This window comes from Photorhabdus aegyptia (assembly GCF_000612035.1).
GTDB classification, from domain to species: domain Bacteria; phylum Pseudomonadota; class Gammaproteobacteria; order Enterobacterales; family Enterobacteriaceae; genus Photorhabdus; species Photorhabdus akhurstii.
In genome coordinates this window covers 1-17,725 of sequence record NZ_JFGV01000089.1, presented here as the reverse complement: position 1 = coordinate 17,725, position 17,725 = coordinate 1, and the positions used below count along the sequence as shown (strand labels likewise).

Annotated in this window: 11 protein-coding genes and 4 pseudogenes; 11 read left to right on the top strand and 4 right to left on the bottom strand. The window is 42.2% G+C overall.

Features of this window, described 5'->3' with window-relative positions:
- Positions 1 to 4,758 (bottom strand): amino acid adenylation domain-containing protein (locus BA1DRAFT_RS20000; RefSeq protein ID WP_152544361.1); only part of this gene is annotated, 4,758 nt, incomplete at its 3' end.
- A gap of 1,265 nt (positions 4,759 to 6,023) precedes the next feature.
- On the opposite strand from BA1DRAFT_RS20000, the gene BA1DRAFT_RS19995 reads away from it, so the two are divergent.
- The 3 genes from BA1DRAFT_RS19995 to BA1DRAFT_RS19985 all read left to right on the top strand — a co-directional run bounded on the left by BA1DRAFT_RS19995 (position 6,024) and on the right by BA1DRAFT_RS19985 (position 9,226).
- A complete protein-coding gene (locus tag BA1DRAFT_RS19995; RefSeq protein ID WP_051560887.1) occupies positions 6,024 to 6,530 on the top strand; it encodes a VOC family protein in 507 nt (168 codons plus the stop codon).
- A gap of 28 nt (positions 6,531 to 6,558) precedes the next feature.
- Positions 6,559 to 7,851: an aminotransferase-like domain-containing protein gene (locus tag BA1DRAFT_RS19990; RefSeq protein WP_036782910.1), complete on the top strand. Its 1,293-nt coding sequence runs from the start codon at positions 6,559 to 6,561 to the stop codon at positions 7,849 to 7,851.
- A 244-nt stretch (positions 7,852 to 8,095) separates the two neighbouring features.
- Positions 8,096 to 9,226, top strand: a complete 1,131-nt coding sequence (locus BA1DRAFT_RS19985) for an alpha-hydroxy-acid oxidizing protein (protein ID WP_036782917.1) — start codon at positions 8,096 to 8,098, stop codon at positions 9,224 to 9,226.
- Here BA1DRAFT_RS19985 and BA1DRAFT_RS23650 read toward each other — a convergent pair.
- Entirely contained in the window at positions 9,211 to 9,417 is a 207-nt protein-coding gene (locus BA1DRAFT_RS23650) for a hypothetical protein (protein ID WP_036782908.1), read from the bottom strand. The two genes, BA1DRAFT_RS19985 and BA1DRAFT_RS23650, sit on opposite strands and share 16 nt — an antisense overlap.
- Before the next feature lie 81 nt (positions 9,418 to 9,498).
- Positions 9,499 to 9,651, bottom strand: a pseudogene (locus BA1DRAFT_RS23320) (transposase); the annotation flags it as partial.
- Positions 9,652 to 9,697: 46 nt separating this feature from the next.
- Here BA1DRAFT_RS23320 and BA1DRAFT_RS19975 point away from each other — a divergent pair.
- A pseudogene (locus BA1DRAFT_RS19975) lies at positions 9,698 to 10,342 on the top strand (IS630 family transposase); the annotation flags it as partial.
- Positions 10,343 to 10,497, top strand: a pseudogene (locus BA1DRAFT_RS24245) (IS30 family transposase); the annotation flags it as partial.
- Positions 10,498 to 10,618: 121 nt separating this feature from the next.
- Here the strand turns inward: BA1DRAFT_RS24245 and BA1DRAFT_RS22810 are convergent.
- Positions 10,619 to 10,915, bottom strand: a pseudogene (locus BA1DRAFT_RS22810) (integrase core domain-containing protein); the annotation flags it as partial.
- 435 nt (positions 10,916 to 11,350) lie between these two features.
- Here BA1DRAFT_RS22810 and BA1DRAFT_RS19970 point away from each other — a divergent pair.
- The 6 genes from BA1DRAFT_RS19970 (at position 11,351) to BA1DRAFT_RS19945 (ending at position 17,243) form a co-directional block, all read left to right on the top strand.
- Positions 11,351 to 11,725: a hypothetical protein gene (locus tag BA1DRAFT_RS19970; protein WP_036782904.1), complete on the top strand. Its 375-nt coding sequence runs from the start codon at positions 11,351 to 11,353 to the stop codon at positions 11,723 to 11,725.
- 91 nt (positions 11,726 to 11,816) lie between these two features.
- On the top strand, positions 11,817 to 12,902 hold the full coding sequence (locus BA1DRAFT_RS19965; RefSeq protein ID WP_235201183.1) for an AAA family ATPase: 1,086 nt from the start codon (positions 11,817 to 11,819) through the stop codon (positions 12,900 to 12,902).
- A gap of 67 nt (positions 12,903 to 12,969) precedes the next feature.
- The gene (locus tag BA1DRAFT_RS19960; protein ID WP_051560886.1) at positions 12,970 to 14,283 is read left to right on the top strand and encodes a DUF3150 domain-containing protein; all 1,314 of its coding nucleotides are present in this window, start codon (positions 12,970 to 12,972) and stop codon (positions 14,281 to 14,283) included.
- Between the two features lie 50 nt (positions 14,284 to 14,333).
- The gene (locus tag BA1DRAFT_RS19955) at positions 14,334 to 16,310 is read left to right on the top strand and encodes a vWA domain-containing protein (RefSeq protein ID WP_235201182.1); all 1,977 of its coding nucleotides are present in this window, start codon (positions 14,334 to 14,336) and stop codon (positions 16,308 to 16,310) included.
- Between the two features lie 51 nt (positions 16,311 to 16,361).
- Positions 16,362 to 16,856 (top strand): hypothetical protein, encoded by a 495-nt coding sequence (locus BA1DRAFT_RS19950; RefSeq protein ID WP_036782896.1) that lies wholly within the window; start codon positions 16,362 to 16,364, stop codon positions 16,854 to 16,856.
- Positions 16,857 to 16,925: 69 nt separating this feature from the next.
- Entirely contained in the window at positions 16,926 to 17,243 is a 318-nt protein-coding gene (locus BA1DRAFT_RS19945; protein ID WP_036782892.1) for a hypothetical protein, read from the top strand.
- Positions 17,244 to 17,725 lie beyond the last annotated feature (482 nt).

Below are 17,725 nucleotides of genomic sequence, written 5' to 3'. Positions count from 1 at the left end.
ATAACTCAGGGACTTATCTCCCGCGATTAATGCCAGCGCTTTTGGCGTTTTTTCCACCTGTTGCTCAAACAACTGATGAATACACAATGAATCAGGGTATGTGGTTTCAGTCGCGTTCCAAATTTCTAGCAATAACGTACGTTCAGTTTTTGGCAGGATTTCTAGTTCTCTTACTGGCACATTCGGTGTCTGTTCAAGCGCTTCCACCAAACTTTCCAGCGCCTGTTGCATATAACCGCATATCCGTTCCGAGTCAAACGGCTGTACCACCTGAACCGTCAAACTCAATGCTTCGCCAAAATCTTCCACCGATAGAGCAAACGGGTAATGAGTGCTTCCCTGATCACCAAGGAATTCAATACCATTTAGGGGTTCATCTGAAGCCGTCAACGGGGAATTATGTCGGTAATTCAATAGTGCATTGAACAATGGCATACCATTAGCTACGTTACTGCAACGTTGAGCCAAAACCAGTGAGGCATGTTCATGCGCTAGCAATCCAGCCAGCCGAGAGTGCACTACCCAAACACTGTTCCGTACTGGAGTTTCGTCGATATCCAACCGCAGAGGAAGAGTATTGATAAACAATCCCATCCCGCTATCAGCACCTTCCCCCGCCTGCATACGTCCAAACAACACAGTGCCGAATACCACCCGTTTCTGCCCGCTAATGCGTGACAACACCAGTGCCCAAGCCAGATGACACAGTGTGGCCAAACTTACGCCCAAACATTTGGCCTGATCACGCAAGCGGTCATTCAATTCAGCCGCTAGCATCCGATGAAATTCCACAATTTGCGAACCATCACTGTATACTTCCGTCACCCCAAATGGTAACGTCGGTTCATCCACCTCCGCTAGCATGTCAGTAAAGAAGCGGGCATGTTCCTTTTGACTGTGCTCCAGTCGGGACTGAGCCACCAGATTGCGAAAAGGTGCCGGAATGGGCAATCTGTTCTCTTGCCCAGTAAGATACGCTCGCACTTCGCTGTTCATCATTTCCAGCGTCGTTTGATCACCAATCAAATGATGCATGAGTTGCAGTAAAAGCCAGCGCCCGCTGGTCTCCCGCACTATGACAAAACGCAGTAGCGGTGCCTGACCCAAATCAAGACGATAGTGGCGAGGATTAAAACGTTGAGCCAATTGGTCACAAACTGAGCCATCAGCTGGGTTCAATATCAATTCAGTCACAGACAAAGACACTTGACGCAAAACTACCTGAGCCGGGATTGATAGTCCCTGCCAGATAAAGGCTGTACGTAGGATATCGTGACGTTCGATCACTTGTTGAACCGCTACCAGATAACGATCAATCAGAGAGCGATCAGCAAAAGCTATCTGACGGGTCAACAGATATGGATCACCTTCTTCTGCCAGTAAGTGGTGGAACAAAATACCATCCTGCAACGATGATAGCGCATAAATATCCTGAATATTGGTGAGCCCACCCGGTACCTGACTGACTAACCTATCAATATCTGCTTGCTCTATATTAATCAGAGGCAACATTTCAGGGACGATACGTTTACATTCCACTGTTATTAAATTCGGAGGAACAGCAAAAGCATCATCTATTTTTATTAGTAAAGTTGCTTGCTCTGCCAATATCGGTCTTGAAAACAGAGCGCCAGACTGCACGATATAGCATTTGTCCCGCAACAATCTCATCAACTGCATGATTAATAGAGAATGTCCACCAAGAGTAAAAAAGTTATCAAAACGGCTGATATGATTGATACTTAGTAACTGGCTCCACATCTCTGCCAGCAAGATTTCAATCTCACCCTGAGGGGGCTGATAATGCTGGCGTTGATACGCTGTGGCATCCGGTGTCGGCAGTGCCTTGCGGTCAAGTTTTCCATTGGGCGTCAAGGGAAAATCCGCCATCATCACAAAAGCAGCCGGCACCATATACTCGGGCAACACAGACAGTAGATATTGGCGCAGCACCGCCGTAGCCTGATCAGATTCGTTACCCTGCACCAAGACTACATAAGCAACCAGCTGTTTATCCTCTCTGCTTCCTTCATGGGCAATAACCACCGCTTGCTGCACTGTCGAATGGGTTTCAAGGCAAGTTTCAATTTCACCTAATTCAATGCGAAAACCACGTATTTTAACTTGATGGTCATTACGCCCAATATATTCAATGTTGCCGTCACGATCGTAACGAGCCAAATCGCCAGTACGATACATGCGAGCATCAAGTTCTGAATGAAAAGGATCGACCAGAAAACATTCAGCAGTCAGTTCTGGTCGGTTCAGATAACCGCGAGCAACGCCAACCCCACCAATATACAATTCACCAATAACGCCTAAAGGGACTGGCCGCTGTTGGTTATCTAATAAATAAATACGGGAATTGGTAATTGGCTTGCCAATTGGCACAACTTGCCCCTCAAAATTATCAGGACAATGCCAATAAGTTACATCAATCGCGGCTTCAGTCGGGCCATATAAATTATAGAGTCTGACCCAAGGCATCAATGCCTGGCAATGTTTCACTGTGGTAGGATGCAACGCTTCGCCGCTGCAAAACAGATGTTTTAGCGTTAAACAACGGGTCAAATCAGGCTCTTTTAAGAATGTGGTCAACACCGAAGGCACAAAATGAAGGGTGGTTACTTTCTCTTGGCTGATTAACTCAATCAACTGAGAGAGATTTTTCTGTTGTTCTGTAGTCGCCAACACCATTTTGGCGCCACTCATAAAACTACAAAACAGCTCCCAAACAGAAACATCAAAACTAAACGTAGTCTTTTGCAACACGACATCACCAGGTGTTAGTTGATAAGTTTGCTGTATCCAATATAAACGATTCATCACACTACGATGTTCATTTTGCACGCCTTTCGGATTACCGGTTGAACCTGATGTGTAGATAACATAGGCCAAATTACGTGAATTTAGCCCCATGACACAGGGATTATCTGCTGATAACTCAATGCCTTCCGCCAAGACTGCATTTATATCCAGCCGTTTCTTTGCCACAGATATGTCATGCAACTTATCTGTACTAATATCATCGTGTAATAGCAAGACAGGGGCGGCATCATCAAGAATATAGTGAAGACGTGCTGACGGGTAACTAGGGTCAAGCGGAATGTAAGCTCCTCCCGCTTTTAAAATCGCCAGCAAACCGATGACCATCAATGGTGTTCGATCAACACAAATTACCACGCGGCTATCCGGGACTACCCCTTCAGCAATCAGCCGATGTGCTAATCGGTTAGCCTGTTGATTCAATTCAGCATAACTCAGGGTATGTCCATCAAACACCAATGCGGGCGCATGAGGTGTTTTTATCACCTGCCGTTCAAGCAGTTCATGAATGCAATATTCTGATGGATAATCCCCTGCGGTATCATTCCATTGGTTTAGCAATAGCTCTCGTTCATCTGCTGACAAAATATCGATCTCTTTAATACATTGAGTGACATTTTTCGCCATGGTATTCAAGACAATAAGAAAATAATTTAGCTGACGCTCTATAGTTGGTTTATCAAATAGCGCTGTCGCATAATTTATTCCGCCGATAATCTCCTCCTCTCGCTGGTACATAAATAATTCGAGATCGACTTTTACTGTATTTGAATGATAATCAATAGGAGATATTTTAATTCCTTGAAATTCACACTCATTTTTATAACAATCCAGCCAGGTTATGAACGCTTGAAAAATAGTGGAATAAGCGATATTACACTCCGGATTGGTTGCTTCAACAAGACATTTAAAAGGGATATCCTGATTATCTTGCACATTCATCATCGTATTACTGACTTGCACAAGTAGTTCTTCAATCGTAGCGTCATTATCAATATCAATCCGTACCGGTAAGATATTGGCAAATGGCCTTACTATACTTTTTATTTCCTTGTTATTTCGGTTAGCAAAAGGGGTACCAATGACAATACAGTCTTGCCCTGAAAGACGATGAAGTACAATAGCCCAAGCTGTCATGATAGTCATTAACAAGGTTATCCCCTGCTCTTGGCTAATCTGCTTAAGCTGATTGGTTAAGTCTTTATTAAGCGTAAACGCACAGATATCCCCTTTTGGCGGTAAATTATTCAGCCTTGGATACGTTGTCGGTAAAGTTAATAAGGGAGGAATATCAATAAGCTGCTGCTGCCAATATTCACGCTGTATTGATAGCCGCTCTTTAGTCAGATAATGGTTTTGCCAAGCAATATAATCAGCAAAGTATTGTGTAATGGGCGGCAAAGAAATCGTTCGATGATTCAATAGATCATTATAAATAACACATAATTCATTAATTAGTATGCTAACAGAGAAATTATCGGCAATAACCGGATGTTGATTTAATAAAAATATATACTCTTCATTATTTATCTGTACTAAGCAAGCTCTTATTAATGGTTCTCTAGGGAAATCAAAAGGGGTATTAAGTGTATCATCAATAATCTGAGCAATCCTTTTCTCTTGTTCATCAACGGCACGAAGGTCAGAGATTAGAATAGAGGGTGAATTATTATTACTCAGAGTATTAACCACTAGAAACGAGTTATCATCAATCAAAGTTGAACATAATACATCATGACGGATAAATAAAATATTTAATGCTTGGTGAAATAGTTCAATATTCAAACTACCAACCAGTTTATAAGATGCCGATACATGGTAGTTTTCGGAACGATCTTTTATGCAATGAACTGACCACATTCTTTGTTGTGATGCCGATAAATACGCGTTTTCACGTTTGGTTTGTGGAGTTACCATCTTATCGTTTTTCATTACTAATTCCTTATATTAATTAGTCAAAGACACCGAAGTAGAAAGATCACCAAATACCGAAGATTTAAAAATTGAAGAGCATGGCAAAAGGAAATCGAGTTTTTTCTGCACGTTATCAAGGAAATAAATCCGTTCCAAAATTAGTTAAGATTCCCTCGGTTTTATTTTTCGATTACTTATCTCGATTTTTTCCAGAATCAGACATTACACACTAATCTCACTTTGTCAATATAAGACAGGGTTATAAAAATAGACTTTGCGATGGCAGTACTTTCTGTTGAGCGACAATTATTAACTCATTCTAACCTGTAATCGCTTTAGCTAATTTACTGATTTTTTTGAGTTTCACTGGTTGTTTATATTAAATTACATAATTTTAAATTAGCAAAAAAACTTTAACAAACATAATAATAAAAAACACCAAAGTAATCAGCAGTAATTTAATTCCAAATAAATATTATTTTGCATTTAAAAATCACCATGATATTTCAAATAACAAACATGGATCACACTAGAAAACAATACACTCAAATAATTATTTAATATGGAATAATAAAAACCATACAAACATAAAAAGCAGAGCTTCATGATTTGCTTGTCATATATTGATTTATAAGCAACAAAGTAATTCAGAAAAAATATTTTATCTATAAATGGTTATGAAAAACCGGCTTTTTTAAGCTGGAAATCTGGCATCTATAAGTATTTCTTGTGGAGTAGTTGGCAAAAAAGAGACAGAGTTAGAGAAAAATAACTACTGCTTGGTGTAGTGTATATGTATATTTCAGTTTTTCGGGTACCGTAAAATCCGCAACGCATTAAGCTAATTTTGAAAAGGTCTTTATGCAATTCAGGGGGGGGGGGCTTTGACCGGTGCGCTTACTCGATGCTGTGATATTCATATTAATAAACTTGTTTATCGGTTTCTGACAAAAAGCTTGGATGAAGAACAGAGTATTACGTTCGGTAGACTAGCAAGATGCTTCCTAGTGATTGCTAGTATATTGCAGAAAAAACAGCTAATACGTGAATGATTGCTTGTAGCAACTAAATCCGGTATTCCGTTTCTCGTGGTGTTAACGGCCTGTCTTTTCGCGGGAGTTGTGGCAATTTGCTGTACAACTTGAAACATTGCTATCAGATGTTGATGCGTTTGATCCTCCTAGTAGTTAAAAGGGGGGATGCTCGGCGTTTTAAATTGGATGTTCCCGGCGATACTAAGCATGGGAATAGATTACTTTAACTTTAACTTTCTGATAAAGATTATGACCGAAAATCACATTTCTCTCACAGGGATAGCAAAGAAATATAAAAAGATTGACCACCTGGCTATTGCAGTTGTGTCACTGGATAAAGCGTTAAGCATGTATGTGGAGATGCTTGGTTTTACCCTTGTGGAACGTCGAGTAACAAAGGGCGTAACTACTGCGATGGAATCCGCAATTTTACAAGGAAATGGCTATACGCTGGTGCTATTACAGGGCACAGAATCGCAGTCTCAGGTGACACAGTACGTTGAACAGTATGGGCCTGGTGTTCAGCATGTTGCTTTTGAGGTGGAGAATTTGGAGGAAGTCGTAGCCGAATTAGAGGAAAACGGCATTGAATTTTCCACACAGATTATTAGTGGGGGTAACTTGAAACAGATTTTCACTAAACGTGACAATGAGTCGGGAATGATGTTTGAGTTTCTTGAGAGGCATGGCGAAGGATTTGAAGAAGAGAATATAAACAGTTTGTTCCGGCAGTTGGAAAAGACGCAACAAATTTAATATTTAATAATAGTAACAGGAGACACTTATGCCACTGGCAATAGAAGCAAGTGACCTAGCTTTTCAGGAACATGCTGACCTGAACGCAATGTGTTTTCTCAATGAAGTCATAGAGCGGTATCCTAATGCGATTTCGTTTGCCTCTGGTCGTCCCTCAGAGATTAATGCTCGGCCGGAAAAATGGTCGCAGTATATTGCGCTGTTTTCCCACTATCTGGCTGAAGCGCGTAATAAAAGCCATCAAGAGATTGGTAACTTGCTTGGGCAGTATGGCGATACACGCGGCATTATTAATCCATTGATCGCTAGGCAGCTATATCTTGATGAGGGAATTACGCTGGAACAGGAAGAGATTTTGGTTACTAATGGTGCTCAGGAAGGGATGGTTATCTGCCTCGATACACTGTTCTCTCCAGCGTATGATGTACTACTGGTGACAGATCCAGCTTATATTGGTATTACCGGTGCGGCCAGAATCAAAGGCATTGATGTGGTGTATGTTGAGTGTGACAGAGAAGGGCCGATTATCTCTGCATTGGAGCACAGCATCAATAGCATCGCTGCATCAGGAAAGCGTGCACGTGCCATCTACACTATTCCTGATTTTTCTAATCCTTGTGGCAGAACCATGTCTTTGGCACGGAGAAAAGAATTACTGGTTTTTTGTTATGCACGAGCATTATTTATTTTAGAAGATAGCCCTTACCGTCTGTTTGATTATACGCATCATCAACAACCGACGCTGCTTGCCTTGGATAACGAAGCCGTGGTTATTCATATCGGTACTTTTGCCAAAACATTATGTCCAGCGGTGCGTATTGGTTATTTGATTTGCCGGGCTCACGTAAAACGGGGGGAGCTGGCTGTACCTCTGATTAATGATATGACCCGAGTGAAAAGCTTTATTTCCGTAAATACCGGGCAAATCGCTCAGGCTATTGTGGGAGGATTCCTGCTGGAGAACAATTGTTCATTAAAGCAAATCACGCAGAGTATCAGTGAACACTATCGAGCAAAGCGGGATCGATTACTACACAGCCTAACGTGTTTCTTTGCTGAAAAAGACTCCACTATCTCATGGAATATGCCTAATGGCGGCTTTTTTCTCAACTTGAGTCTACCTTTCAACCTGACTATGCAGGATATTGAGCGTTGTGCTGCTGAGTTTGGCGTGATTGTAGTTCCAACAGCGATATTTTCCAATTCAGATCGTTACAACAATGTACTCAGACTTTCTTTCAGCTATGTTGAACCTGACCTGATTGAAGAGGGGGTGCGTCGATTATCCTGCTTTATTGCCGATCGGAGGGAAAACTCATGAGATGAGAAGAGCCGTTTCTTGTCCGTAACATTACATTATTAACCCAGAGGGAATAAATGAAGGTAAGCCAGTCAGTATTATCACTGATGAAGAAGGGCATATTGCTTTCAATTGATCCACAAATCGTTGGGTGGGGGAACTTGAGCTGCCCACTTTGGGGCAGCTTAAACAGCATAAAGTGAATCTTTTAATACATGGCAACGGGTTGAACAGATTGAACATGACTACCCTGCACAGAAATCAGATGAGCAACAAATTACTTAACGTGGCGGATTACCGCACTTTGGCGAAGAAAAAATTACCAAAGATAATTTTTGACTACCTAGAGAGCGGTGCTGAGGATGAAAAAGGACTACGCTATAATCAGCAGATTTTTGATCGCTGGCGTTTTATACCCCATCGATTAATTGACGTCAGTAAAAGGGATATTTCATGTACTTTGTTTAATAAGGTATGGTCAGCACCTTTTGCTATTGCTCCTACTGGGCTTAATGCCACTTTTCGGCCAGATGGCGACTTGATTCTTGCCCGAGTGGCGGCGAAAGAAAACATTCCTTTTATACTCTCCAGTGCGGCGAACATGACAATTGAAGATGTGGCTAGGCAGTGTGACGGAGAAAAATGGTTCCAGCTCTATGTAGTATGTCCCGAACTGGCAGAACAGATGGTGAAGCGGGCGCTGGCCTCTGATTACACCACTTTGGTAATTACCGTTGATGTTGCGGTTAATGGCTATCGGGAACGGGATATACGTAACCGGTTCTGTCTGCCCTTGCGTTATCGTCCTGCCGTGCTACTTGACGGCTGCCTTCATCCAAGCTGGTTGCTGCGTTTTTTGCGCAATGGAATGCCTCAACTTGCGAATTTCGTCATGACGGAAAACATAAGCCTAGATGTTCAGGTCGCAGTGATGAGTCGACAAATGGATGCTAGCTTTAACTGGCAAGGCTTGGAAAAGTTGCGGGCTTTATGGCCACATAAGCTTCTGGTGAAGGGAATTATCCGGCCAGAGGACGCTAAAAAATGCATCGAACTGGGGGCTGATGGTGTGATCCTGTCCAATCATGGCGGGAGACAGCTTGATGGCGCACTTTCCCCAATGGAAACGTTAAGTGCTACGGTACAGGCGATGTATCAACCTGTCTTGATCGATAGTGGCTTCCGCCGAGGATCTGATATCGTTAAAGCGTTGGCTCTGGGAGCAGATATGGTGTTGCTGGGAAGGGCAGTACTGTATGGCCTTGCAGCGACTGGCGAGCAAGGCGTCAGTGAAGTGATCCGTTTACTAAAAGAAGATATTGAACGTACATTGGCGCATATAGGCTCCCCTTCAATCAGGGGGTTGACTCCCGATTTTGTTCACAATTGCTGGTAGTTTGCAACGGTCAAGTAAAACCAGACACCGCTATAAGTGATGAGAAGGTAAGGCCTTCTCATCAGACCGCTGACAAACTTCGTTAAAAAGAACGGGGCTTGTTTTTTCATGATGAAAATGTTGTGGCCATTTTCATCATTAGACCCATGTGATCGCCCTCCGATACGCCATTTTTGCCCTTTCCGTGCCATATGCCCCTTTATCCCGCAATAAAAATAACAAAACGTGGTGACCAGAAAAACTATATCTTATTGATATTTTTTGATTTTTTACAGCAGACACTTTATCTGAACTTTCAGTAATCCACGAAAACGGACATAGCGGTACCCATGATGCTGCTTCGCATCCGCAAAACTACGTTCTATCGTCTCCTTTCATCGCTGATAAGTCTTTTTACCCCACGGCGTTAGCCGGTTTTCCCTGGCCTGCTCTTGACTGTTACACTGTTCCCGGCATGAATAAATGACTGCATTCAGTTATAAAAAACCGACCGGCGTGCCACACAAGTTCAACGCGGAGCAGTAACGGGCCTTTATGGAAACCTACGGGAAACTGAAGCAGGAAGCCGGAGACAATGAGTCCATCCTGTTCATTGATGGCGTCCATCCCACGCAAGGGACGAAACTGGCTTATGGCTGGCCAGAAAACCACAGTGAAAACCACGGAAAGCCGTACCTGTCTGAACCTGATGGGTATCCTGAATCTGGCTGATATCAGTAAAACGGGGGTACGCGAGTATGACCGTATCGACAGTTATCACATCGCAGAGTTTTTCATTGCCCTGCGTGAAACCTATCCGATCAGTCAGAAGGTTCATATTATCTTTATACGGAGCCGGTTACCACCGGAGTAGTCTGGTGAAATACTGGGCTTATGTAATGAATATCGACCTTCATTACTTGCCCGCCATACAGCTCGAATCTGAACCCGATAGAAAGGCTGTGGAAGGTGATGAATGAACAGGTCAGGAATAACCCTTATTTCTCCCCAACGGCCTTGTTCAGGCAGGCAATACATCGCTTTTTTACGGAAATATTACCGGAACTTACTGGGAACTTGTCGTGTCGTATTAATGACAACTTCCAGGTTCTGAATCCTGCATCTTCAAGTTTATAGCAGCATCTCAGAATTGCCAGTAAATCATATTGTAAACTCTATGTCTGTTATGAAAGAAGAGAAAGAATTAAAATTGTGAACGTCCAGAATTCGTTGATAAAAAAGCCCGTATTGGAGACAGGGAAGGAGATACGATAATCGGAAAAGATAAAAAGAGACTGTAATTTAAATTGTGTAATTGACTGTTTTTAATATATTTCTTCCGACAACGGAGACAGGCTATTAGCTCAGACCTGAGCTGACAGTTTCCGGTTATATATACAGATGTCTGTCAGATTACATCTGGATTAAATTCTTTTCAGCCCAGATGCGCTTGCCATCAAGTAATGTTTCTACTGGTGTCCGGCCACCGCACATTTTTCCCCGATGAGTTTGCTCATTATTGTAATAATGTAGCTATTCATCAAGGTCTGACTGCAATGTTTCGAGACCGCTGTAGAGTTTCTTGCGGAACGTCACCTGATAAGATTCCTGTAATATCGTCTTACGGAATCACTCGCAGATACCGTTAGCCTGCGGTGACATTACCTTTGCTTTCGTATGGTCTATGTCGTTAATCATAAGATAGAGCTGGTTTTTTCAAATGAAAAGGACAACAGTTAGTTCCCTTGCTTTTCTTTAGCGGGCGGTATTAGGTCATTGAGCGGGGTTTTCTGCTTGACCGTACAGGAACAATTGATTATCTTGGCTATGCGGAAACACCCGCTTAACTTCTGGCTAGCGCCCTTTAATCACCTCAACTTCGGCGATATCGCCAATTTGGATGACTTCATAAAGCCATTCTCATGGCACACGTATATCTATACCTATTCAATAACTCGTTGCCCAAAAGGCTGCGAGTTTTTTATATGCGTCGAAAAAGGTGTTTCGTTGTCGAGATGACAACACCCAGGTTAGCTCAGTCGCCTTAAAACTGAGCATCGCAGTACCTTAAAACCCATGTCTCCCGTCCGGTCGAGACTTAAGTCATTAAATCCATTTAACTTTATAAACTAAGAGGGTTCTCCCATGTTCCTCGTAAACATGACTGCATATCTTGCATCTGATGAACAACGTGAAATGGGGGTAATCGACGTTGAACAGCATATTTCTCACGTTATCCGCGAGAAGCTGTCGTTTGCGTCTTGCCCTTCCGTTAAAGAGATGACATTGCGTGCTAATGAACTTGCTGACATCGCTGTTGCACTATGTGAGAAATATAAGGCTGACGGTGTACTCGTTTACGCCAAAACCTTTTTCATACACATTCTTATCTCCGCAATTTCCTCTCGCGGTATCGCACCTTACGTCACATATGCCTCAAAGGTCACTGTAGTTGGTCAAGGAGGAAATATTAATCGTAAATATAAACACACCAATCTGGTTCGTGCTGTTGCAACTTAATTCTCTAGTTCCTTAATTTTTAATTTCCTAAACGAAATGAAGAAATTCCCTCTGATTTTCATCTTTTAACTTTTTAAATTTATTTAAATTAATGAGGTATATCATGACTAACTTTATTACTAACCTACCTGCTGATGTTCTGACGCGTAACGTTGCTATTTCTCCGGCTCTGTTTGGTATAGAAATTCCTCCAGAAATGGTGCATAAAGTAAGACAATACGCTGGATTCTCTGCGAATAACCCTTTCTGTGCATATATTCCGAAACTTAACAACGACTATGTGTTCGAGCCTACTTTTCGTACATCTGTGTTGATGTGGATTAATTTTCCACAAAACCAGTCACTTTGGATTTCTGGCCCGACAGGTTGTGGTAAAACCAGTATTGTTGAGCAAGTTGCTGCTCGATTGAACTGGCCTGTCATGAAGACTACTGCGTCTCAAGAGCTGGATATTAATAGCTTTATCGGCGGTCTTCGTCTCGTTTGTGACGAACTAACCGGTGATACAAAAACTATTTTTGTTCATGGCCCATTAGCGCTAGCATATAAATACGGCTTGATTTTCTTGCTGGACGAATACGATCAGTTAGACCCTTCATGCGCAAACACGTTTAATGCCATTCTGGAAGGCGGGAATCTTGTTATTCCTGAAACTAACGAGGTCATTAGACAGCATCCTAACTTCCGCTTTATCGCTACTGCCAATTCAATTGGTCAGGGCGATCAAACAGGTGTATACGGCGGTATTAAAATTATGAACGTGGCGAACCTTGATCGCTATATGTTCATTAACGCTGACTATATGCCTGCGGATGTTGAGACGAAACTCGCTACTAAATACATTCCAGACCCTCAAATTGCCGGTAAATTTGTAGAAGTGGCAAACATGATTCGTGCATTGTTTGTAGGCCGTGATCTTACTGGTGATTTTAGTCAGAACCCTTCTGACAAAGTCCCGTCGCTTCCTGTATCTGCTGATCTTCGCTTATCTGTAACCTGTTCTACCCGTTCTCTCATTGCTTGGATTGACCGCTTTGTTCTGATGAAGAAAGCGAATATGCCTAAAGCAATGCTGATGTCGTTCGATTTCCAAATTGGCAACCGTGCGACGGCTGATGATAAGCGTGCTTTGCACACTATCGTTGAGTCCGTATTTGGTAAAGAAGCTCTGCAATAACTTTAAGCCCGAAAGGGCTTTTTTAATGTCCTAAGTATTTTAAATTTATTAAATTGAGGTATTAATCATGACCATTAAATCAAACGAAGCTCAAGTTCTGGATCAACTGATTCTTGTTTCCCTTTCGGATATCACCAGCATTAGCGGTCGCCGTAAGCTGAAAAAAGAAGATCTGGGAAAAGATGCTAAATTACCGCCTGACGTAATGGTTTCATTGGGTAGTAAAAAAATAATTGACCCGCAACTCATCAACCCTTTTACTCGTAAAAAGAACACGGCTCACACCTTGTGTCAGGAAGTGGGTATTCGGTTCATGGGTGGATATGCTGTTCCCGCAGATAAGATTAACGATCTTATCGCTAAACTGAACGTGTTGAAGTCTGATTTTTATGCTTACAAAGCAGAATTTATGAAGGCCGATTTCAAAAGCTGGATTAACTCGTTTGAAGAAAAATATCGTGACATTTTGCTCCGGGATGCATCGATTGATTTGCATTATATGGATAACCAAATTCAATTTGGTTTCACTGCAATTCACATCACGCCCTACAGCAACAGCATTATTCAGGGGAGTCTTACCGGTCAGATTAAAAGTCTTGCTGACGAAGTTTATGAGGATGTGGCTAACGTTGTTGAAGGGTTCCTGAAAAACAGAAACCCGGATTCATTTTCCCAGCATACGCTGAATCCATTACGCCGCTGCGCCGAAAAACTTGATTCATTGTCTTTTATTGCCCCCTGCGTTAAAGGACTCTGTAAGTACGTGAGCGATATGCTTAAAGATATTCCGTTGACCGGCAAAATAACTGGTAAACATTATAACGATATCCTGTCGCTGCTGAATAACCTCCGCGATCCACAAAACGCAAAATCGTTTGTTGAATTACTATCTCAACCTCAGAGCAATGCGGCTACTGATACTACTGTAGATCTGACAATGCTTAATGTGCTCGATTACACTGCACAGCCGGTTCCTGCACTTGCGGTTGATAACAATAACGCTGTGGACGAAACATCTCCTGCCCTTGTGCATGTCGATGCTTTCGCTTCTGCCGTCGTTGTCAGTGATGAAGAGTTTGATGATTTGCCAACTGATCTGCCTACTGTAGGCTTAGTGACTGATCCGGTTGTTGACGTTGAGACTGTGGTAACTGTAGTTGCTGAAGAAGCTACCCTAACACCAGTTGAAAATGTTTTGGCCGAAATCGCTTCCTCTGTGGTGGTAGTTGATGATAGTTCATTTTTGTCTGGCGTTAGCGATGCTCCATATAGTCTGCCTGACGCTTCAGAGATTGAACGGACACCTGCGGCATCTAAAGAACCTGTTTCAATACAGACTTTAAATTTTGCAGACAAAGACGACGGATTATTCGTTTTCTAAATCACAAAGCCCATACCGGGCTTATTAACTTTTCAAACCAAGGTTCATAGATGCAAAGCATTTTGATTTGCATAATGAGCTTCTTGTCAAACGTGGAAAATACGGTGAACTGCTTTCTATGGCATTTGCCGTTCCCTTCGGTTGTACCCTGCATTAACAGGGTATTGCAGAAGAACACTTTCCGTCATGGTCTTCCCATTCGCTTTACTGTTTCAGCAGGAAGAAGCATTGCAAAACGTCTTCGTTACTGTTGGCAGCAAAACCTATTTTTTACGCTTAGTGGAAAACAGAGATCTCTACGCGTCTGTCAGGAAACCCTAACGGTTTATTTCACCACCTTTAACTTTTTAAATTTATCTATTGCGAGGTATCACATCATGGGTATTTACAATTCTCTTCCCATCGTTGCGCGAGCGCTAAGCTCTCAACTCGGCGTCGATGTTACAGTGGGCGGAAAAACTGCCTTTACCTACCAAGATCATGACCGATTCTGCATCAACATCCCTTTTTATAGGAATGCTGAGGAACTATCAGAAATCTTGTTGGGCTACCTTGTACACGAATCAGCACATGTCCGTTTCACTGACTTTAAATTCTTTGAAAAGAAATTAGCTAGTAAGGTGCAATCAGGTAAATACAACTGGGATGTGTTACACAAACTGGTTAAGGTTACTGAAGATCTTCGCATAGAACGTGCGATTGGTCGTCGCTTCCCCGGCACCCCAACCTTTTTGAAAGCGCTCAATACCTTTCTCTTTGATAAGGATGCCAAACCAAGTGACCATCCCCCCACTGTCTTCATCAACACAATGGTAATGTGTGGGTTTAACCGTTATCACGGTTTAAGTATTCCTACTAAGCAAGTGCGTGAGGACTTTGAACGGTTATTTGGTTTGAAGCTGTTTGACCAGTCGATGATGATTTTGGCTGAAGCTGTTAATGCGGATTCAGTCAGTCAATGTCTCGATGTCTCATGCCGTCTCTATGACCTCGCTGTAGATGCGTTTAACGAGCAAAAACAGCAGCAGGAACAGCAACCTGGCGATTCTCAGTACAACCAAAGTTCACTTGGCAATTCTACCGATGATGTGAAAGGTGATGGTGCTTCATTAACGCTTGGCTCTACACCAGCTGATAAGTCTTCTTCAGACCCTTTTTCAGACACCACAGAAAAAGACCTTTCTGAGGTTATGAAGGGTGCTAGTGAAAAACTGAATGAAGCTTTAGAAGATAAAGTTCCGAGCTCAAAACGTGTTCCTGCTCCAGTCCCTTACTCCGTCGCACCAGCTAAACGAAACAGAACAACCGATACTTCGGTCAATCGAGGTATTCAGTTTGCTTCTGGTTTGCGTCAGTCAATGCATGGATTACTTCAGGGTATGCAGCAGGTTCGTCGTACTCACAAAGATACCGGCAGAAAACTGGATACGCGCTTACTCACTTCTGCCCTTCTAGGCAATATGAAGCTGTTTAAGCACAAATCCAAAACCGTCGAGTTTAATTGTGCGTTTACTGTTCTACTAGATACCAGTGATTCGTTAAAATACGATGTGGTTGAAGCGGAAGCCGCCGTTGTCTCCATGCTTTATGCACTGGAAGGCATCAAAGGCGTATCCACTTCTGCCTATCACTTTCCCCACGCCACGAAGAACAACGTTGGTTTGATGAAAGGGCGTGATCAAACTCTCCGGGCTGCTATCAACGCTCATCAATTCGGTTTAGTAGCTTCAGGTTCAACACCACTGAGTGAATCTTTGTGGCCTGCCTTTTCCGACCTCCTATCGGCCAAAGCAGATCGTCATGTGATGATCGTTGTAACTGATGGGGAACCGGATGACAAGCTAACCGCTGAACAGATGATTAAAGATGCAAAACAGGATGGCCTTTTGGTTATTGGTATTGGCTTCGGCTCCGCCAATCAAACCTTAATGACTTCTCTCTTCGGGGACACTGGAATTGCTGTAGGTTCTGTCTCTTCGCTACGCGGGAAACTTCTCAAAATCACTCGCAAGGCTCTCTCTCGTTAATCTAAATTTTTTAACTTTTTAAATTTATTAATTTTTTTAAAGGTAATCAAAATGGCTACTTATAGTAAAGCGTATGTGAATAAAAATCAGCTGTCTTTCCTAGATATTTTGGAAGCAAGTGACAGAGAATATGATGTAATTTCTGCTAACATGGACCACCGTTATCAACTGCGGTTCTCTGAGCAAATAGGTTACGAATTAATTCGTAATTCACTTCACATCATGATTACTCCGCGTAGCACTTTAGAACAGCGTATTGATGAAATACTGTGGTTTTTCTCTGATGTTAATCAAGAAAACATGTGTTCTTTTACCAATTGCTGTCTAATTGCAGGGCTTGATCCATACGAAACCCGTATGAAGATCATGCACCGCTGGGCAAACGAGTTAGATGAACAGGCTTATTTAATTAAGATTGGGCACTATACCGCTCCAAACAATATGGAATACGTGAAGTCTCAACGTATTGGCTATGAGAAATACAAAAAAGCGTTCTACTACTTTTATCCTAGTGAAGCAGCGAAGCCGAAAAGAAAACTGGCCTGAATGCTTAAACGGTAAAACACTGGCATATGTCAGCGTTTTTTTCATGCCCCTATTATGGAGTTTATTCTCATGTCTACTACTCACTTGTATTTCGATTTATCTTCTGATGAGTCTCAGCATAGCTTTACCAATGAAATGCTGGATAACATTATCAGCTATGTTTATGAAAATCGTCATACTGGCAGTATTTCAAGTTTTGATAATGAGCCTGTATTCGACGAAATGATGATCATAAGCATTGGGTACCGAATGGTACCTAACACGCTGGAAATTTATTTCATGCGTGATGAGTCTGGTTGCTGGTGGCCGTTCCGATACCATAACGTCCTACCAGATGCGAATGTTTATACTCACTTCGGTTTTTCTGTGCTGTCTGGCCGGGGGTAAGGTATGGGTATTCCTTGTATCTACTTTCTCTTGAACGGAAGATCGTACATTCTCACTGAATCATCTGTACTCGAATCATGGTTGTCACGCTATCAGTCTGATACCGAATTTTTTTGCTACGAGACGGAAAAATAGTAACTGCCACCAATATCCAACGGTTTAACTTTATCGATCTCAGTTCAATACCAGTTAACAAACCTGTCGAAATGATGATCAAATTAAATAAGATTCTAAAATAGTGCTACATCTTATACTACTCATAATTCCATATATAACAATGGGTTGAAGAAGGCCATGTGTAGCAGAATTATGAAACGCTATTTAACTTCTGATAAGGCCCAAATGGGCCTTTAACTTTTTATGGAGTCTGTATGTGCATATTGATTGAACCTTCATTCCGCACCTAATTCAGGAATAAACCGCTTTATATTGTGCGCCTAATAAACTCAAAAGCTCATGGTGGTAAGATTGCATTCCTGTCA

What these genes read in the sequence shown, in the direction of transcription:
- BA1DRAFT_RS19990 (WP_036782910.1), top strand. Translation starts at nt 6,559, where the DNA reads ATGCCACTGGCAATAGAAGCAAGTGACCTAGCTTTTCAGGAACATGCT.
- BA1DRAFT_RS19950 (WP_036782896.1), top strand. Translation starts at nt 16,362, where the DNA reads ATGGCTACTTATAGTAAAGCGTATGTGAATAAAAATCAGCTGTCTTTC.
- BA1DRAFT_RS19995 (WP_051560887.1), top strand. Translation starts at nt 6,024, where the DNA reads ATGACCGAAAATCACATTTCTCTCACAGGGATAGCAAAGAAATATAAA.
- BA1DRAFT_RS19955 (WP_235201182.1), top strand. Translation starts at nt 14,334, where the DNA reads ATGCAAAGCATTTTGATTTGCATAATGAGCTTCTTGTCAAACGTGGAA.
- BA1DRAFT_RS23650 (WP_036782908.1), bottom strand. Translation starts at nt 9,417, where the DNA reads ATGGCACGGAAAGGGCAAAAATGGCGTATCGGAGGGCGATCACATGGG.
- BA1DRAFT_RS19945 (WP_036782892.1), top strand. Translation starts at nt 16,926, where the DNA reads ATGTCTACTACTCACTTGTATTTCGATTTATCTTCTGATGAGTCTCAG.
- BA1DRAFT_RS19970 (WP_036782904.1), top strand. Translation starts at nt 11,351, where the DNA reads ATGTTCCTCGTAAACATGACTGCATATCTTGCATCTGATGAACAACGT.
- BA1DRAFT_RS19985 (WP_036782917.1), top strand. Translation starts at nt 8,096, where the DNA reads ATGAGCAACAAATTACTTAACGTGGCGGATTACCGCACTTTGGCGAAG.
- BA1DRAFT_RS19965 (WP_235201183.1), top strand. Translation starts at nt 11,817, where the DNA reads ATGAGGTATATCATGACTAACTTTATTACTAACCTACCTGCTGATGTT.
- BA1DRAFT_RS19960 (WP_051560886.1), top strand. Translation starts at nt 12,970, where the DNA reads ATGACCATTAAATCAAACGAAGCTCAAGTTCTGGATCAACTGATTCTT.